Below are 17,733 nucleotides of genomic sequence, written 5' to 3'. Positions count from 1 at the left end.
ATGCGGCACATAAGCGCTTCGGCCTTGTTTGCGGGCCGGCAACTCGTCAATGCTTCACTGAACTCATCAACGGATATCGAATGGCGGCCAAGCGGATTGGATGGCGGGAAGCGGCGAGCTGGCTGACGGAAGTTGTCGGCCCGGACATGCCGTATGTGCGCCTGACCCTGGTGTACGGCGTTGCGATCAGCCTGCTGTCGCTGGCCACGCCGATCTCGGTGCAGTTGCTGATCAACAGCGTTGCCAACACCGCGCTGCCCACGCCGCTGTGGACCTTGTCCGGGCTGTTGCTGGGCCTGCTGCTGCTGGTGGCGGCACTGAGCGCGATGCGGGTGTGGGTGATGGCGCTGTTCGAACGTCGCCTGTTCGCACGCGTGGTGGCGGAGATCACCGTGCGTGCGGTGCACGCGCAGAACCCGTTCTTCGCCGACCAGAACCGCGGCGATGTCTTCAACCGCTACTTCGATCTGGTGGTGGTGCAGAAAGCAGTGCCCAGCCTGGCGGTCGGTGCGTTCACCATCGTGCTGCAGTCGGCGGTCGGCCTGATCGTCACCAGCTTCTATCACCCGTTCTTCCTCGGCTTCAACGCGCTGCTGCTGCTGACCATCTTCTCGATCTGGATGATCTGGTCGCGCGGCTCGATCCGCTCGGCGGTCGAACTGAGCCAGGCCAAGCACAACGCCGCGCATTGGCTGGAAAGCGTCGGCGGCTCCAACGGGTTCTACAAATCCAGCCGCCATCTCAACTTCGCGATGGATCGCTCGGAAAAGGTGACCGCCGACTATGTCGACCGGCATCGGCGCCACTTCCGCTACACCTTCACCCAGACGCTGGCCTTCCTGCTCACCTATGCGGTGGCCAGCGCGGCGCTGCTGGCGCTGGGCGGCAGCCTGATCCTGCGCGGCGAGCTGTCGATCGGCCAGCTGGTGGCAGCCGAACTGATCCTGAGCGCGGTGTTCTACGGCATTGCACAGCTGGGCAGCTACCTGGACACGTTCTACGACCTGGTGGCCAGCGCGGAGGAATTGTCGCTGCTGTACGCCATCCCCCAGGAGCGCCCGGTGCTTGCCGCCGGCGAGGCGCCGCGCAATAGCGGGGTCCGCCTGGACGGGGTGGTGATCGAGGGCGCGCGTTTTGATTTCGCGCTGGAAGCCGGCGAGCAGCTGGTCACGCTGGCCGATGGCGGTGCCGAGCGCCTGCTGGCCATGGTGCTCAAGCGCCACGTCGTTCCCGACCGCGGGCTGGTGATGGTCGGTGGCGCGGACATGGCCACCTTCGATATGTACCTGCTGCGTTCGGAAGTCACCGTGCTCGACCGCCCGACCATCGTGGAAGTCACCATTCGCGAATACCTGGCAATGGCCTCGGCCGACGTGACCTCCGAAGCGATGCTGCAAGCCATCGATGCGGTGGGCCTGCGCGCGCGCATCGCCGCGTTGCCGCAAGGCCTGGACACCCGGCTTGCCGCGTCCGGCTTCCCGCTGTGGATTGGCGAGGTCATGGCGCTGAAGCTGGCCAATGCACTGCTGGTGCGCCCGCGCGTATTGATGCTGTCGCAGCTGTACGACCTGATCCCGGCCGAGCGCCTGACCCAGGTTCTGCGACGCTTGAAGGATGCAGGAACCACGGTGCTGCTGTGCACCGGGCGGCCGGAGGACATCACCCTGGATGGCTGGTTCCGGCTGGAGCCGGAGCGCCAGCAACGCTACGCCACGCGTGCCGAGCTGATCGCATCCACGCAGGAGGTGTCGCATGCCGCACGCTCCTGATCGCCTGGCGCACTTCCCCACCCTGGCGGCGATGCGTCCGCCCAGCATCGCCAAGGCGGTGGCCTGGATGCTGCTGATCGGCATCGGCATCGCTGCGGCGATCCTGGCACTGGCGCCGTGGGTGCAGACCGCCAGCGGCAAGGGCCAGGTCGTGTCGCTGGATCCCAGCGACCGCCAGCAGCCGGTCACCGCCTTCGTGCCGGGCCGCGTCGAACGCTGGTACGTGCATGACGGCCAGCATGTGTCCAAGGGCGACCCGATCGCGCGTGTCGGCGACCTGGACCCGGACCTGCTCACCCGCCTGGCCAGCGAACGCGCGCAGGCGCAGGCGGAAATCGCCGCCATCCAGCAGTCGCGTGCGGTGGCCAGCATCGATGTGGCGCGCAGCAGGCAATTGCTGGCCGAAGGCCTGGCCGGCCGCCGCGACTACGAGCTGACCCAGATCAAGGTGGCCGAAGCCGATGCCAAGCTGGCCGAATCGCGCGCCAAGCTGACCCGCATCGACATTCAGTTGAATCGCCAGTCTGCGCAGCTGGTGCGCGCCCCGCGCGACGGCCGCGTGCAGCAGCTCAATGCCGCCAGCGGCAGCGCCATGGTCTCGCCGGGCACCGTGCTGGCGGTGATCGCGCCGGAACGGGTGGAACGCGCGGTCGAGCTGTACATCGACGGCCGCGACGTGCCGCTGATCCGCCCCGGCCGCCCGGTGCGGCTGGAGTTCGAAGGCTGGCCGGCGATCCAGTTCAGCGGTTGGCCGTCGGTGGCGCACGGCATGTTCGACGGCCGGGTGCGCGCCATCGACCCCAATGCCGCGCCCGATGGGCTGTTCCGCATCCTGGTGGAGCCGATGCCGGGCAAGCCGGCATGGCCGGCGCAGGAATTCGCCCGCCAGGGCGGCAAGGTGCGCGGCTGGGTGCAGGGCGAAACGGTCAAGGTCGGCTACGAACTGTGGCGCCAGCTCAACAACTTCCCGCTGGAATTCGGCCGGCGCCCGGCTGCGACCACGCAGGAAGAGAGCAAGGCCAAGCCGGCCGCACCCAAGTCCGAAGACGAAGCGACGGGCAAGAAATGATCGGCCGTCTTGTCGTCCTGTTGATCGCACTCTGCCCCGCTGCGGCACTCGCCCAGACCGCTGCACTGACGCTGGATGAGGTACTGCAGTCGTCGGCACGCTCCGCACCGCAGATCGTCGAAGCGCTGGCGAAGGTGCGCCAGGCCGAAGGCAAGGGTATCTCGGCCGATGGCGCCTTCGACACGGTGTTCGACATTGAAGGCCGTTCGCGCGAGGCCGGCTATTACGACGGCAGCACGATCGAAACCGGGGTCAAGCGGCCGTTCGAAGAGAACGGCGGCTATTACTACGGTGGCTACCGCTCCTCGCGTGGCTCCTTCCCGATCTACGAGGACAAGTCCTATACCGATCGCGGCGGCGAAGTGAAGGTCGGCGCGCTGTACGCGCTGCTGCGCGACCGCGTGATCGACGAACGCCGCACCAAGCGCAGTATCGCCAGCACCGATATCGATGTGGCCAAGTACGAGGCGGAAATGGTGGCCATCGGCGTGCAGCGGCGCGCCGTGGATGCGTACCAGAACTGGGTCGCCGCCGGGCTGAAGTTGCGCGCCTACAACGAGCTGCTGCAACTGGCCGAGCAACGCCGCAATGCGATTTCGCGCCAGGTCACGCTTGGTGCGCGCCCCACCATCCTGCTGACCGAAAACGACCAGAATCTGGTGCGTCGTCGCGCCTTGGTAGTGCGCTCGGAACAGGACTTCGCCAATGCGGCCAACGCCTTGTCGCTGTATTTGCGCGACGACGCCGGCATGCCGCTGATCGTGTCCGCCGAACGCCTGCCGGCCGACACCACGGCGCTGGAAGGACTGGCCGGCGCCAGCAAGATCACCGCGCCGGTGGAGCGCCCGGATTACCGCGCCGTGCTGACCCGCATCGACCAGGCCACCGCACGGCTGATGCTGGCCCAGAATGATCTCAAACCGCGCCTGGATGTCAGCGTGGAAGTCAGCAAGGATCTGGGCCCGCCCGGCGTCGGCGGCCCGAACCGGTCGCTGACCGACGCCATCATCGGCTTCCGTTTCAGCGTGCCGCTGGAAAACCGCGCCGCCAGGGGCCGCGTGGCCGAAGCGCGCGCCGAGATCGAAGCGCTGGATCAGCGCAGCCGTTTTCTGCGCGACCAGATTTCGATCGAAGTGGAATCGATCGTCATCTCGCTCAATGCCGCCGAACGGCTGGCCAAGATCGCCGATGAGGAACGCGGCCTGGCAGACCGCCTGGCCGCGGCCGAGCGGCGGCGCTTCGAGCTGGGCTCGGGTGACTTTTTCCTGGTCAACCAGCGCGAGGAGACCGCCAACGACGCACGCGTACGCCTGATCGATGCGCAGGCGCGCATCGCCTCCGCGCGTGCCGAACTGGCGGCGGCCACCGCCGACCGGGATGCGTTGCAACTGAGCCGTTGACGGGGTGGCTGTGTGTCGGGCGGACGCGGTGATGCCGCAGCCATCGCGCCGTTGTGCATGTGACTTCGCGATGCTGCAGCGTGGCATCCGTTGGGTGCAAGCGAAGCCTACGCGACGGACGCATTCAACCGCCACGAAGGTTGCTGGCTGCTGTGCCCAGCGACGTTTCAGCGTGCCTGAAGCCTTGTCGAGCCCGAGACTGCAGCTGTCTGCTCCATCGCGGCAGCCGCCCATGCAACGCACGCGTACCCAGCCGCTTGTCGGAGCGGCCAGACACGATCGCCACCTCGCCTGACGAGCTCAACCACCAGATCTTGCAGACCTCACTGCATCACGACATCTGGGTAACACTCGCGTGCGCATGCTCGCCATACCGGCTCGACGCCGGGCGTGCGGATCCATCGAACTCTGCACTGCAACCTTAGGAACTTTCGGAGGTGCGTATGTCTTTCCGGCAATTTCCCGCAATCGGTGCAGATGGCGAGCCCTACGTCATCATCGAATTTCGCGACGAGCAACAACCGCGCGCAAACCCACAGTCGGCGCCGCGTTACGAGCTTCCCGACGGCCGACATCTGCAACGTCAGGGGCAGCGCTTCGTCACCGACGGCGGCGAGCTGCGCCTTTCCGCGCTCTAGGAACGGCAGCCAACCCTGCGCGCGTGGTCGCCTTGCAGCCCTGGGCGGCGCACGAAGAATCAGGACGTATTAGAAGTGTCGACTCGTGGCACGGCGGCGGTCGGAAGCTGGCGCCGTCATGTAGTTAGCTGACTCAGGCGGCACTGGTCAATTTTTGACCACCCACTACCTGGCCCTTGCGCTGCAAGGGCTAGGCGCAGTTATCCACACGCTTGTGCAAGTTTCATCCACACCCTGTGTGGATGAAATCGATCGCGATGGGCGGGCTTGGTCGCGCCACTAGCCACTGGAACGCTCCAGCACCCGACCGATCCCGCTGCGATCGATCTCGCTTGCTGCTTGCGCCAATGCGGCACGATCGCTTGCCACCTCGAAGCCGATACGGAAATGCAACTCGCCCATTGGCGTGCGCGATGAGTGGATCGAGGACAGGTTCACTCCATGCCGCTCGAACACATGCAGCAAGGCGCGCAACGAGCCGGGCTGGTCCTCGGGCAGGTACACGCTCAGTGTCAACGGCTCGGTGAGATCGGCCAGCAGGTAGCCCACGCGCTCGTAGGTGTAATTGCCTGCTGCAAGCGCGTCGTGCTGCAAGGCTTGCGCGTTGTCGTGCAGGAATTGAGTGCGGAACTGCGCACGCGCGGCATCGTCGCCCTGCGCCACCAGCGCACGCAGCTGCTGCAATTGCTGCAGCAAGCGGTCGAGCATCTCGCCCACGTACGGGTTGCCGAACTGGATGTCCTCGTAGATCGAGGGATTGAGCGAAAGAATGCGCGCGATCACCGCGGTATCCAGCTCGAACGATGCCGAGCGATACGGCATCAGCGCGCGCAGCTCGCCCAGCAGCGGTGCGTAGTCGCGCAGGGTGCCGGCCTGCGCCAGGTGAGTGGCATGCACCATCGCCTGCACCAGCGCCATCACGCGGTCGTGGTGCTCCGGCGTGGCGTACACGCATTCGGCCTGCAGCGCGCTGCACAAGGCCTGCACCCAGGCCGACCAGTGCCGCAGCCGCGCTTCGCAGACCACCATCACGCGCCCCTTCAAGGTCGGCGATTTTGGCGGTGCAGTCATCGGATGCAGGCCGACCACGTCCGCCTGCGAGGTCAGCATTGCGGCAACCGGCGCCTGTTTGATCGAGGTGACATCCAGCCACAGCTGCGCTGCAGCGCGCGCGCCGGCGAGTTCCACATACCGTTCGATCAATGCGGCGGTATGGCGAATCGGAGCGGCGAAGATCAGTACGTCCGCACGCTGCGCCAGTGTGGCTTCGTCCATGCTGCCGCTGTCGGCCGGATCGAACCCGATCACTTCCAGCTGCATGCGCGTGCGCAGGAACTGCGCCAGCCAACGCCCATACGCACCGGCGATGCCGACGATGCCGACTACCGGCTGCGCGATCATGCCAATCGCTCGACGGCAAATCGTGGCGTCGCGGCAAGTGCGGCCGGCGCCGCGGCCAGCACGTCGAACTCCTCGAATCCCGCAGCCAGGGTCGCTTCCAGCGCGCTATGCACTCCGCTGAGCGCGTGCCCCACCGCCTGCTCGAACGGCACATCGCGCAACAAGAAGCCAATCAGCAAGGCCATCAGCACATCGCCGGTGCCTGCCACATCGACCGGCAGGTGCGGGCTGGCCCAGCGATACACCGCCGCATCGCTGACTGCCAGGGTCACCAGCTCGCCCGCAGCACCGGCCACGCTATGTGCAAGGACCCATTGCGGCCCACGCGCCAGCAAAGCGCGCCCGGCAGCAATGGCATCGTCCTGCTGCAGGCTCGGCAAGCCGGTCAACCGCCCCAACTCGAATGCGTTGGGCGTCACCAGCCAGGCGTGCGGCAGCAAGCGCTCGGCGAACACGCGCTCCAGCCCGGGTTCCACATACGGGCCGGTGTGCGTGTCACCAATCACCGGGTCCAGGCAGTAGCGCAGCTGCTGGGCCTGCGGCAAGGTCTGCGCCAACCAGTCGGCGAAGGTTTCGCCGTTGGCCAGGCTTCCGAAATAGCCGGACACCAGCATGCGTGCACGCTGTGGCAAGCCGCGTTCGGTGGCGCCCAGCAACAAATCCGCCAACCAGTCGGCCGGCAGGATGCGCCCGCGCAGGGTGGCGTAGAACGGCGCGTTGCTCAGCAGCGTGGTGGGCACTTCGGCCACACGCAGTCCCAGCGCGCGCAGCGGCGGTACCGCAGCGCTGTTGCCGGCATGGCCATAGACCAATTGCGATTGCACCGAAATCACATCGATCGGCGAAGGGCCGTCCGGACGCTGGCGGCGACCATGGACGAGGTGGCTGTCGGTTGCATCGCTCATGCGGGCGGCCGTGCTGGAAAGGATGGCACCGATTATCCGCGCAACCTTGCAAGGATGTCGTGGATGAACGATGTCGCCGGCACGGCACTGTTGAACACGCGCATTCGGTCACCTACACCAAGGCCAGAGACTCAAAGCCGCCAGTGCAGCACGATCGGCAACACCGTCGTTGCACAAGGTCAGACGCGGAGGCGCATCGACGATGCTGCAATCCAAGGGCCCGAATGCACGATCGGGATGGCTTTGGCCCGCATTGCGGGCAGCAGCGTGGCGTCTGAAGGCACTGACGATGCTTCAAACGCAGGTGCCATGCGCGTGCACGCCCCTGGAAATCCCACCCCGAGGCGTTGCTGAAAAGCATGCGCCGACCGGCCATTCTCACGCGCACATCGCGTTGCATCTGCAGCGTCGTCGCACATCGGCCACGTCGCGTGCGACCTGCCGGGAAAACCAAAAAAAGCCCGACGTGCAGCAAGCCGCACGCCGGGCCATCGTGACATCACGCCGCCTGGGTCAGGACGTCATCCGATCCCAAAACCCCTTGACGCCATCGATGAAGGTGGCCGACTTGGGCGAATGCTTGCGTGCATCCTCACCGGTGAACGTGGCTTCGAACTGCTGCAGCAGTTCGCGCTGATCGGCGGTGAGATTCACCGGCGTTTCCACCACCACGCGGCAATACAGATCGCCCTCGCTGCGGCTACGCACCGAACGCACGCCCTTGCCGCGCAGGCGGAACAGCTTGCCGGTCTGGGTCTCGGCCGGGATGCGGATCTCCGCTTCGCCGCCCAGGGTCGCCACGCGGACGGTATCGCCGAGTGCGGCCTGCGAAATACGGATCGGCACCTCGCAATGCAGATCGTCGCCGTCGCGCTGGAAGATCGCATGCTCGCGCACGCGCACTTCCACATACAGATCGCCCGGCGGCGTGCCGGCCGGACCGGCCTCGCCCTCGCCTGCCAAACGAATCCGGTCGCCAGTATCCACGCCGGCGGGCACCTTGATCGACAGTACCTTGTCTTCTTCCACGCGACCGGCGCCGTGGCAGGTCTTGCAGGGGTTCTGGATCAGCGTGCCGCGGCCGTCGCAATGCGGGCAGCTCTGCTGCATGGCGAAGATGCCGCGCTGGATGCGGACCTGGCCGCGCCCATGGCAGGTGCCGCAGGTCTCGACCTTGCCGTCTTCCGAACCGCTGCCGTGGCAAGGCGTGCATTCGACCAGCGTGGGAATCTCGATGCGGCGCTCGATGCCGGCAACGGCTTCTTCCAGATCCAGTTCCAGCACGTAACCGACGTCGGCACCACGTCGCGCAGCGCGCGGACCGGCGGCGCCACCGCCGAAAATATTGCCGAAGATATCGCCAAAGATATCTCCCATGTCCGGGCCACCCGGCCCGCCCCCACCGCCCATGCCGTGCTCGAACGCCGCATGGCCGTGCGCGTCGTAGGCGCGCCGCTTATTGCCATCGGACAGCACTTCGTAGGCTTCCTTGCATTCCTTGAACGCCGCTTCGGCAGCCGCATCGCCAGGATTGCGGTCCGGGTGGTGCTTCATCGCACAGCGCCGGTACGCCTTCTTCAGCTCCTCGTCGCTGGCGCCACGGGCAACGCCCAGCACTTCGTAGTAATCGCGTTTGCTCATAAGCCGGGATTCGGGATTCGTGATTTGAGATTCGTTGAAACGCAAAAGCGGACAGCGTGTGCTGGTCCGCCCTGGCGACGCGACGCGTAAAGGATATCGGGATGGGGAAGGCGCGCTTTAGAGCTTGCCAATCCCCACTCCCGACTCCCAAATCACGGCTTACTTCTTGTCGTCCTTGACCTCGGTGAACTCGGCGTCCACCACGTCGTCGGCAGCCTTGGAGGCCTGGGCGTTGCCGCTGGCCGCATCTGCGCTGCCGCCTTGCTCTGCTGCCGCAGCGGCTGCGTACAACGACTGGCCGGCTTCTTCCAGCGTCTTGGTGCGTGCTTCGATCTGCGCCTTGTCGTCGCCCTTCATGGCGGTTTCCAGATCCGACAGCGCCGCTTCCACCTTGCCGATCACATCGCCGCCGACCTTGCTGCCATGCTCGGTGATCGCAGTCCGGGTGGCGTGGATCAGACCGTCGGCCTGGTTGCGGGCCTGCACCAGCTCCTGGAACTTCTTGTCTTCTTCGCGGTTGGCTTCCGCGTCGGCGACCATGCGCTGGATCTCTTCATCCGACAGGCCCGAACCGGCCTTGATCTCGACCTTCTGTTCCTTGTTGGTCTTCTTGTCCTTGGCCGAGACGTGCAGGATGCCGTTAGCGTCGATGTCGAAGGACACTTCCACCTGCGGCATGCCGCGCGGGGCCGGCTCGATGCCGGACAGGTCGAACTTGGCCAGCGACTTGTTGAAGCGGGCCTGCTCGCGCTCACCCTGCAACACATGCACGGTCACGGCCGACTGGTTGTCTTCGGCAGTGGAGAAGGTCTGCGAAGCCTTGGTCGGGATGGTGGTGTTCTTTTCGATGATCTTGGTGAACACGCCGCCCATGGTTTCGATACCCAGCGACAGCGGGGTCACGTCCAGCAGCAGCACGTCCTTGACGTCGCCAGCCAGCACGCCGCCCTGGATCGCGGCGCCCACGGCCACCGCTTCGTCCGGGTTGACGTCCTTGCGCGGTTCCTTGCCGAAGAAATCGGCCACCGCCTGCTGCACCTTCGGCATGCGGGTCTGACCGCCGACCAGGATCACCTCGTTGATGTCGCTGGCGCGCAGGCCGGCGTCGTTCAACGCGGTGCGGCACGGCTCGATCGACTTCTTGACCAGGTCTTCCACCAGCGCTTCGAGCTTGGCACGGGTCAACTTGATGTTGAGGTGCTTCGGGCCCGAGGCATCGGCGGTGACGTACGGCAGGTTCACTTCGGTCTGCTGGCTGGACGACAACTCGATCTTGGCGCGCTCTGCCGCGTCCTTCAGGCGCTGCAGGGCCAGCGGATCCTTGCGCAGGTCGATGCCCTGGTCCTTGTTGAACTCATCGACCAAGTACTCGATGACGCGGTTGTCGAAGTCTTCGCCGCCCAGGAAGGTGTCGCCGTTGGTGGCCAGCACCTCGAACTGCTTTTCGCCATCGACTTCGGCGATTTCGATGATCGAGACGTCGAAGGTACCGCCGCCCAGATCGTACACGGCGATCTTGCGGTCGCCGCCGTTCTTGTCCAGGCCATAGGCCAGGGCTGCGGCGGTCGGCTCGTTGATGATGCGCTTGACGTCCAGACCGGCGATGCGGCCGGCATCCTTGGTGGCCTGGCGCTGGCTGTCGTTGAAGTACGCCGGCACGGTGATCACCGCCTCGGTGACCTTCTCGCCGAGGAAGTCTTCGGCGGTCTTCTTCATCTTTTCCAGCACGCGCGCGGAGATTTCCTGCGGCGCCATGCGCTTGGCATCGCTGGTCTGCACCCAGGCGTCGCCGTTGTCGTGCGCCAGGATGCCGTACGGCACGTGCGAGATGTCCTTCTGCACTTCGCCGTCGGTGAACTTGCGGCCGATCAGGCGCTTCACCGCGTAGAAGGTGTTCTTCGGGTTGGTCACCGCCTGGCGCTTGGCCGAGGCACCGACCAGCACTTCGCCGTCCTTGGTGTAGGCGACGATCGAAGGCGTGGTGCGATCGCCCTCGGAGTTTTCGATGACGCGGGCCTTGCCGCCGTCCATGATCGACACGCACGAGTTCGTGGTGCCGAGGTCAATACCAATGATCTTGCCCATGGATACGCTCCTGATGAGTCTTTAGCTGTGTCCGGCGACGCCGGGTCTGGCTGAGATGTGGGGGTGGTGCGCAGGTGTTCAAGCCACCGGCGCACATCTGTGTTTCATGCCTGCGCCTGGCAGTTCAGCCGGCGCTGCGGGTCAGTCGTGCTTGGCCACGACCACCAGGGCCGGGCGCAGCAAGCGGTCGTTGAGCAGGTAGCCCTTCTGGAACACCTGCACCACATGGCCCGGCGCGACGCCCTCGGCCTCGCCCTGGCTGATCGCCTGGTGCTGGTCCGGGTTGAACGGCTGGCCGACCGGATCGAGCAGGGTCAGGCCGTTGTCTGCGGCCACCTTGAGCAATTGCTTGTAGGTCATGTCCAGGCCATCGCGCAGCGGGCTGGGCTCGGTACCGGCGGCGGTGAGTCCCGCGTCCAGGCTATCGAACACCGGCAGCAGCTCGCCCAGCAGCTTCTCGTTGGCGAACTTGCGCGCGTTTTCCACGTCGCGGGCGATGCGCTTGCGCTGGTTTTCCAGGTCGGCGCGCTCGCGCAAGGCGTCGGCCTTGACCAGGGCGATCTCGCTGCGCAGCGATTCGATCTCGGCCTTGAGCGGATCGGTCTCGGGTGGATTCTGGGACAGGTCTTCGGAGTCGAATTCGGGGTGGTCTTGGTTCATATGCAGTTCCCGGGCAGGCGGAACGCCCGCCCCAACGTCACCCCGTATATGGGCGCCTGCGCGCGTTTCAAGCAAACACGATCGCGCCGATCGATGCCGGTTATCGCGTACCGGGCGACTCCATGGCCGCACCCAGGACGTCGGCGGCGGTCTGCACCAGTGGAATCAGCCGGTCGTAGGCCATGCGTTTGGGCCCGATCACCCCCAGCACGCCCAGCACCTGGCCATTGGCGGCGTAAGGTGCAGTGACCAGCGAGACGTCTTCCAGCGACACCATGCCGGTTTCCTCGCCGATGAAGATGCGTACGCCCGGGGCCTGGATGGTGCGTTCGAGCAGTTGCAGGATCTCGCGCTTGCTAGCGAAAACCTCGAACAGTTCGCGCAGGCGATCCAGGTCCGACAGATCCTGCACGCCCATCAGCCGGGTCTGCCCGGCCATCACCATGTCGTCGGCATCGGCCGGCACCAGCGCCTCGCTGGCCAGGTCCACGCTGTGCGCCAGCAGTTGTTCCATCTCGCTCTTGGCCATGCGCAGCTCGCGCAGCAGGCAGGCGCGGATGTCGGCCAGCGCGCGCCCGGCGAACTGCGCATTGAGGTAATTGGCCACCCGTTCCAGCTCGACAGGCTCGTAGGCGCGCCGCGGCTCGATCACCCGGTTCTGCACCTCGTTGTCGGCAAACACCAGGATCGCCAGCACGCGGCGCGCATCCAGCGCCACGAAATCGATATGCCGGAACGCGAACTGCTCGCGGCGCGGCGCGCTGACCACGCCGACGAAGTGGCTCATCGCCGACAGCATCTGCGAGGCGCTGCCCAGCAACGATTGCGTGCCGTTGCCGCTGGCCAGCTCCGCGCGCAGGCGGCGTACTTCCTCTTCGCCGGGCGGCTGCATCTGCACCAGGCTGTCGACGAACACCCGGTAGCCATGCGCGGTCGGCACGCGTCCGGCCGAGGTATGCGGGGAGCTGAGCAGGCCGACGTCCTCCAGGTCGGCGAGGATATTGCGGATGGTGGCCGGACTGACGTCCAGGCCCGCATGCTGGGCCAGCGTCTTGGAGCCCACCGGCTCGCCGTCGCGGATGTAGCGCGCAATCAGTGTGCGCAGCAACTGACGGGCGCGGGGGTCGAGCATTGGGGACTGGGACGCGCGCATGGGATCATCCGGTGAGACAGCGCATAGATAATGTCTGGCCCCGGGGATGGCAAGCATCCGATTCCCCGTTTGCCCCTGCCACCCTAAGCTTCCCCAAAGCGTTCACACTCGACCTCATGCTCAGACACCTCTCGATCAAGGATTTCGCCGTTGTCCGTGCCACCGAACTGGAATTCGGGCCGGGAATGACCGTGGTCTCGGGCGAAACAGGCGCCGGCAAGTCGCTGATGGTGGACGCGCTGGGCTTTCTGTCCGGCCTGCGCGCCGACAGCGGCGTGGTCCGTCATGGCGCCGAGCGCGCCGAACTGTCGGCCGAATTCCAGCTGCCAGCCGAGCATCCCGGCCTGGGCTGGCTGGCCGACAACGAACTCGACGACGAGGCGCAATGCCAGCTGCGCCGGATCATCCGCGCCGACGGTGGCTCGCGCGCGTGGATCAACGGCCGCCCGGTCACCTCCTCGCAGCTGGCCGAACTGGCCTCCAAGCTGGTGGAAATCCACGGCCAGCACGAGCACCAGGCGCTGATGGCCCGGCACAGCCAGCTCGCCCTGCTCGATGCCTATGCCCGCAACAGCGCCCAGCGCGAGCAGGTGCGCCAGGCCAGCCAGCGCTGGCAGGCGCTGCTGGACGAGCGCGATGCGCTGTCGGCGCAGGGCGATGTCTCCGACCGGATCGGCTTCCTGGAGCACCAACTGGCCGAACTGGAGCGCGAGGACCTGGACCCGGCCGCGATTGCCGCACTGGACGTCAATCACCGTCGCCAGGCCCACGCCACCGCGCTGATCGGCGCCTGCGACAGCGTCGCCCAGCAGCTCAATGGCGACGACGGCGCCAGCGCCCTGGGCCTGTTGCAGGACAGCCGCCACGATTTGTCGCGCGTGGCCGAGCACGAACCGCGCCTGGGCGAGGTCGACGCGCTGCTGGACAGCGCCGTCATCCAGATCGAGGAAGCGCTGGCCCTGCTCGACCGCGTGCGCGACGACCTGGAGGCCGACCCGGCCCAATTCGAGGCGATGGAGCGCCGCCTTGGCCGTCTGCACGACCTGGCGCGCAAACACCGCGTCACGCCTGACGAGCTGGCCGCGCATCGCGATCATCTGGCTGCCGAGGTCGAGAGCCTGCGCGGCGCCGATGAGCGCCTGCAGCAGCTCGACAAGCACATCGAAACCGCCACGGGCGCCTGGCGCAGTGCGGCCGGTGCGCTCAGCGACAGCCGCACCACCGCCGCCGAGGCGTTGTCGGCCGCCACCACCGCGCTGATCGGCGAGTTGGGCATGGGCGGCGGGCAGTTCCTGATCCAGCTGCAGCCGCACGAGGGCGCCCGCCCCGATCCCAATGGCGCCGAACGGGTGGAATTCCTGGTCGCCGCCAACGCCGGGCAACCCCCGCGTGCGTTGCGCAAGGTCGCCTCCGGCGGCGAGCTGTCGCGCATTTCGCTGGCCATCGAAGTGGCCGCACTGGGCCTGGACAGCGTACCCACCATGGTGTTCGACGAAGTGGATTCGGGCATCGGCGGCGCGGTGGCCGACATCGTCGGGCAGAAACTGCGCGCGCTGGGCGAAGAGCGCCAGGTGCTGTGCGTCACCCACCTGCCGCAGGTCGCCGCCAAGGGCCACGCGCATTACCGGGTCAGCAAGGCGCCGGTGGACGGCATGACCCAAAGCGCGGTCGAACTGCTCGGCCCGCAGGCCCGCCAGGAAGAGCTGGCGCGGATGCTGGGCGGCGTGGAAGTGAGCAAGGAAGCACGCGCAGCGGCTCGCAAGCTATTGCAGAGCGCCTGATCGCGTCGAGCGCTCGCAAATTCAGAGTCCCCGTTCCCTCCCCCGCTCACGAGTCTCCCTTCCCGGCTGACAAGGCTCCCTTCCCCCGCCTGCGGGGGAAGGTGCCCGAAGGGCGGATGGGGGTGACTTCTCCGCGACGCGACCACGACAGGCGCAACAGGCGCAAACGGTGTTTCCCCGCATCCGGCGCTGCGCGCCACCGTCTCCCGCCAGCGGGAGAAGCGATTCCTGGCTGCGCGTGATCTATCGGTTGCGCTGCATCTATCGATTTCACTGCAACCGACCACCACCTGCTCCCTTCCCCCCGCCTGCGGGGGAAGGTGCCCGAAGGGCGGATGGGGGCGAGCCCTCCGCGACGCGACCAAGACAGGCGCGACAAGCGCAACGGACGCAACGGTATCTTCCCTCATCCGGCGCTGCGCGCCACCTTCTCCCGCCAGCGGGAGGAGCGATGCCTGGCTACGCGTGAGCTGTCGGTTGCACCGCATCTGTCGGTTGCACTGAATCTGTCGGTTGCACTGCAACCGACCACCAACCGCTCCCTTCCCCCGCCTGCGGGGGAAGGTGCCCGAAGGGCGGATGGGGCATAGGCCAGCAGCAAACCCACCGACACGCCCCAGCACGCACAAGGCGGCCGAAGCCGCCCCGTCGTTACATCTCCACAGACACCGAACTCAGCGCGGACGCTTCTTGCGCACGTACAGCACCAGCGAGTGCTCTTCCAGTTCGTAGCCGTGCTTGGCGGCGATCTGGCGCTGCAGCGCCTCGATCTCCTCGCTCTCGAACTCGATCACATGACCGGTATCCACGTCGACCATATGGTCGTGGTGACCGCCTCGATCCAGCTCGTAGACGGCCTGCCCGCCTTCGAAATTGTGCTTCAGCACCAAGCCGGCCGCCTCGAACTGGGTCAGCACCCGGTACACCGTGGCCAGCCCGATCTCATCGCCGTGGTCGAGCAGTTGGCGATAGATGTCTTCTGCGCTGAGGTGATGCTGGTTGCTCTTCTGTTCGAGCAATTCCAGGATCCGCATGCGCGGATGGGTCACCTTGAGCCCGACTTTGCGCAGGTCGTGGGTTTCCATACGTTCTCCGTTCATTGGCGATTTAGCGCCAGCTGCCATCAAACGGGTCGCGGCGACCGGCGGAAGTGTATCATCGGCGTGATTTCCTCAGCACTTAATCCCCGATGCGTAATCTCCTGCTGGTCGCCGCCATTGCTCTTTCCACCGCTGGCTGCGGCATCATCTACAAGCAGCCGATCTACCAGGGCAATCTGATCAAACAGAACGCCGTGGAGCAACTGCAGGTAGGCCAGAGCAAGCAGCAGGTCAGCGCGTTGCTGGGCACGCCCTCGATCCCCGACCCGTTCCATGCCCAGCGCTGGGACTACACCTCCACGCAGCGCGTGGACCGCCTGGCGCGTACCGAGATCAAGAGTTTCACGGTCTTCTTCGAGAACGAACAGGTCGCGCGCTGGGAAGGCGACTATTTTCCGTCGCAGGACGAGCAGCTGGCCAAAGCCGCACCCAAGCAGTTCGGCCGCAACCTGGCACGCGACAAGAAGAAGCAACGCGGCCGTTGATACCGCTGCTCGACGGTGTCGTGATCGTCTGATCGGACCAAAACGCATCCCTTCGAACGGATGCGTTTTTCGTTTGCCTGATGCCAAGAGGGCGCTTCAGTGACCTCGCAGGGCTGCCGCCAGGACCGATCCATCGCGCCTTGTCTGGCATGTCGTAGGTCCAAGCGCGCTCGTTCGACTCATCGAACACATCTGATTTGCGAGACAACGGCCAGCAGCGCCGGCTTTGCAGCGACCTGACCTGCTTCGCAGCGCCGGGAATCGCTAGCGATTTGAGCCTGCTCTTTTGCTTGGTCCGGCACGCCGCCGCCGCGCCTCCTTCGGGTCCAGCAATAGCGGCCTCAGCAATTCGACCCGGTCGCCATCGCGCAATACCTGCTCCGGTCGCGCGATCAGTCCGTGCACCGCATGCGCGGCAGGGGCCTGCTCCAACGCCAGACCGGACGTGGCGACGGCTTCGGCCACCGTTGCGCCCTGCGGCAATTCCAGTTGCACCGAGCTGTAGCGATCCGGCCAGGCCAGCACGACCTCGATACGCATGCCGGCGCGCACCCTAAACGTCGCCGCGGTCGGCGACGCGCACGAAGTCGTTGACCATGCGGTCGGCCAAGCCCTGAAACCCCAGCGCCAGCGCCGGGCCCAACAGTCGCGAGCTGGTTTCGACCTCCAGGGTCAGACTCACCTTGCAGGCGCCCTCGCCCAGCGCCTGGAACTCCCACAGGCCTTCCAGGCGCTTGAACGGGCCATCGCGCAGGTGCATGACGATGCGCTCCGGGCGCTCGAGGATGTTCTCGGTGGTGAACCAGGTGCGGAACGACCCCAGCCCCAAATCCAGGCGCGCCACGATGTGCGCCTGGTCCTGCTCAAGCACATTGGCAGCGTCGCACCAGCCGAAACGGCGCGGGTAGGCGGCGACATCATTGACCAGATCGAACATGCGGGTGGCGCTGTGTTCGACCAGGGCGCTGCGACGGATGGTAGGCATTCGCTAACTTGTGAAAGACGGAAGATCGTTTGACGACACCGAATCGGCGACAATGGGCGGATGAGCAAGAAACAGACCAAGGATAAAGCAAACGGCGCGAAGGCCACGAAAACCATCGCGTTGAACAAACGTGCGCGCCACGAATACCACCTGGAAGAACGCTACGAAGCCGGCCTGGCACTGCAGGGCTGGGAGGTCAAGGCGATCCGCGCCGGACGCGCCAACATCGTCGACGGCTATGCCTATGTGCGCTCGGGCGAAATCTACCTGATCGGCGCACAGATCACGCCGCTGATCCAGGCCTCCACCCACACGGTGCCTGTGGAACGGCGCGACCGCAAACTGCTGCTGCACCGGGCCGAGATCGACAAGGTGCTCACCCGCGTGGAGCGCGAAGGCTACACCCTGGTGCCCACCGCGCTGTACTGGAGCAGCAACAAGGTCAAGCTGGAAATCGCCCTCGCCAAGGGCAAGCAGAATCACGACAAGCGCGACGCCGCCAAGGACCGCGACTGGCAGCGCGACAAGCAGCGCGTAATGCGGCGGCATAATCGTGATGCCTGAGGGGCCGGGATTTGGGATTCGGGATTAGGGATTGGCTACAGCGGTTTTGCGTGGCTTTTAGCACTGCTGGCTTGAGATCCATACATGCAGAGCGGCG

16 protein-coding genes are annotated in these 17,733 nt (G+C 65.9%); 7 read left to right on the top strand and 9 right to left on the bottom strand.

The genetic code is table 11. The features are described from left to right. The first annotated feature begins 80 nt into the window (after positions 1-80). The 4 genes from ACCQ00_RS07890 (at position 81) to ACCQ00_RS07875 (ending at position 4,876) form a co-directional block, all read left to right on the top strand. On the top strand, positions 81-1,769 hold the full coding sequence (locus ACCQ00_RS07890) for an ABC transporter transmembrane domain-containing protein (RefSeq protein ID WP_017156784.1): 1,689 nt from the start codon (positions 81-83) through the stop codon (positions 1,767-1,769). After that, positions 1,753-2,838 carry an efflux RND transporter periplasmic adaptor subunit gene (locus ACCQ00_RS07885; RefSeq protein ID WP_017156783.1) on the top strand — a complete coding sequence of 362 codons (1,086 nt, stop codon included), beginning with the start codon at positions 1,753-1,755 and terminating at the stop codon, positions 2,836-2,838. The genes ACCQ00_RS07890 and ACCQ00_RS07885 overlap by 17 nt, the downstream gene beginning before the upstream one ends. Next, the gene (locus tag ACCQ00_RS07880; RefSeq protein WP_039569039.1) at positions 2,835-4,238 is read left to right on the top strand and encodes a TolC family protein; all 1,404 of its coding nucleotides are present in this window, start codon (positions 2,835-2,837) and stop codon (positions 4,236-4,238) included. Before ACCQ00_RS07885 ends, ACCQ00_RS07880 begins: the two co-directional genes overlap by 4 nt. Before the next feature lie 443 nt (positions 4,239-4,681). After that, complete coding sequence (locus tag ACCQ00_RS07875) at positions 4,682-4,876, top strand: hypothetical protein (RefSeq protein WP_008577231.1); 195 nt, start codon at positions 4,682-4,684, stop codon at positions 4,874-4,876. A gap of 279 nt (positions 4,877-5,155) precedes the next feature. On the opposite strand, the gene ACCQ00_RS07870 is transcribed toward ACCQ00_RS07875, so the two are convergent. From ACCQ00_RS07870 to hrcA, 6 genes are all read right to left on the bottom strand, one after another. Beyond that, positions 5,156-6,277 (bottom strand): prephenate dehydrogenase, encoded by a 1,122-nt coding sequence (locus ACCQ00_RS07870; protein WP_039569036.1) that lies wholly within the window; start codon positions 6,275-6,277, stop codon positions 5,156-5,158. Next, positions 6,274-7,182 carry a pyridoxal kinase gene (gene pdxY, locus ACCQ00_RS07865; protein ID WP_039569034.1) on the bottom strand — a complete coding sequence of 303 codons (909 nt, stop codon included), beginning with the start codon at positions 7,180-7,182 and terminating at the stop codon, positions 6,274-6,276. The genes ACCQ00_RS07870 and pdxY overlap by 4 nt, the downstream gene beginning before the upstream one ends. Before the next feature lie 513 nt (positions 7,183-7,695). Then, positions 7,696-8,823, bottom strand: coding sequence for a molecular chaperone DnaJ (gene dnaJ, locus ACCQ00_RS07860; RefSeq protein WP_017156779.1), 1,128 nt, complete (start codon positions 8,821-8,823; stop codon positions 7,696-7,698). Positions 8,824-8,982: 159 nt separating this feature from the next. Next, positions 8,983-10,908 carry a molecular chaperone DnaK gene (gene dnaK / locus ACCQ00_RS07855; RefSeq protein WP_017156778.1) on the bottom strand — a complete coding sequence of 642 codons (1,926 nt, stop codon included), beginning with the start codon at positions 10,906-10,908 and terminating at the stop codon, positions 8,983-8,985. A 141-nt stretch (positions 10,909-11,049) separates the two neighbouring features. Next, positions 11,050-11,568 (bottom strand): nucleotide exchange factor GrpE, encoded by a 519-nt coding sequence (gene grpE, locus ACCQ00_RS07850; protein ID WP_003483633.1) that lies wholly within the window; start codon positions 11,566-11,568, stop codon positions 11,050-11,052. A gap of 100 nt (positions 11,569-11,668) precedes the next feature. Then, positions 11,669-12,700 (bottom strand): heat-inducible transcriptional repressor HrcA, encoded by a 1,032-nt coding sequence (gene hrcA / locus ACCQ00_RS07845; RefSeq protein WP_039570458.1) that lies wholly within the window; start codon positions 12,698-12,700, stop codon positions 11,669-11,671. A 137-nt stretch (positions 12,701-12,837) separates the two neighbouring features. On the opposite strand from hrcA, the gene recN reads away from it, so the two are divergent. Further along, entirely contained in the window at positions 12,838-14,502 is a 1,665-nt protein-coding gene (recN, locus tag ACCQ00_RS07840) for a DNA repair protein RecN (RefSeq protein WP_039570454.1), read from the top strand. A gap of 674 nt (positions 14,503-15,176) precedes the next feature. Here recN and fur read toward each other — a convergent pair. After that, on the bottom strand, positions 15,177-15,587 hold the full coding sequence (gene fur, locus ACCQ00_RS07835) for a ferric iron uptake transcriptional regulator (protein WP_005988392.1): 411 nt from the start codon (positions 15,585-15,587) through the stop codon (positions 15,177-15,179). Between the two features lie 104 nt (positions 15,588-15,691). Here fur and ACCQ00_RS07830 point away from each other — a divergent pair, with 104 nt between their 5' ends. Continuing rightward, positions 15,692-16,087 carry an outer membrane protein assembly factor BamE gene (locus ACCQ00_RS07830; RefSeq protein ID WP_039570451.1) on the top strand — a complete coding sequence of 132 codons (396 nt, stop codon included), beginning with the start codon at positions 15,692-15,694 and terminating at the stop codon, positions 16,085-16,087. 264 nt (positions 16,088-16,351) lie between these two features. Here the strand turns inward: ACCQ00_RS07830 and ACCQ00_RS07825 are convergent, their stop codons facing one another. Both ACCQ00_RS07825 and ACCQ00_RS07820 read right to left on the bottom strand, forming a co-directional pair. Next, positions 16,352-16,639, bottom strand: coding sequence for an RnfH family protein (locus ACCQ00_RS07825; RefSeq protein WP_039570448.1), 288 nt, complete (start codon positions 16,637-16,639; stop codon positions 16,352-16,354). Position 16,640: 1 nt separating this feature from the next. Next, positions 16,641-17,072 carry a type II toxin-antitoxin system RatA family toxin gene (locus ACCQ00_RS07820; RefSeq protein ID WP_005913723.1) on the bottom strand — a complete coding sequence of 144 codons (432 nt, stop codon included), beginning with the start codon at positions 17,070-17,072 and terminating at the stop codon, positions 16,641-16,643. A gap of 60 nt (positions 17,073-17,132) precedes the next feature. Here ACCQ00_RS07820 and smpB point away from each other — a divergent pair, with 60 nt between their 5' ends. Next, the gene (gene smpB / locus ACCQ00_RS07815; protein WP_005913721.1) at positions 17,133-17,636 is read left to right on the top strand and encodes an SsrA-binding protein SmpB; all 504 of its coding nucleotides are present in this window, start codon (positions 17,133-17,135) and stop codon (positions 17,634-17,636) included. The last annotated feature ends 97 nt before the right edge of the window (positions 17,637-17,733 follow it).

The organism is Xanthomonas sp. NCPPB 3761 (assembly GCF_041475705.2).
Taxonomy (GTDB): Bacteria; Pseudomonadota; Gammaproteobacteria; order Xanthomonadales; family Xanthomonadaceae; genus Xanthomonas; species Xanthomonas phaseoli.
This window is presented reverse-complemented; position numbering and strand designations above follow the sequence as displayed.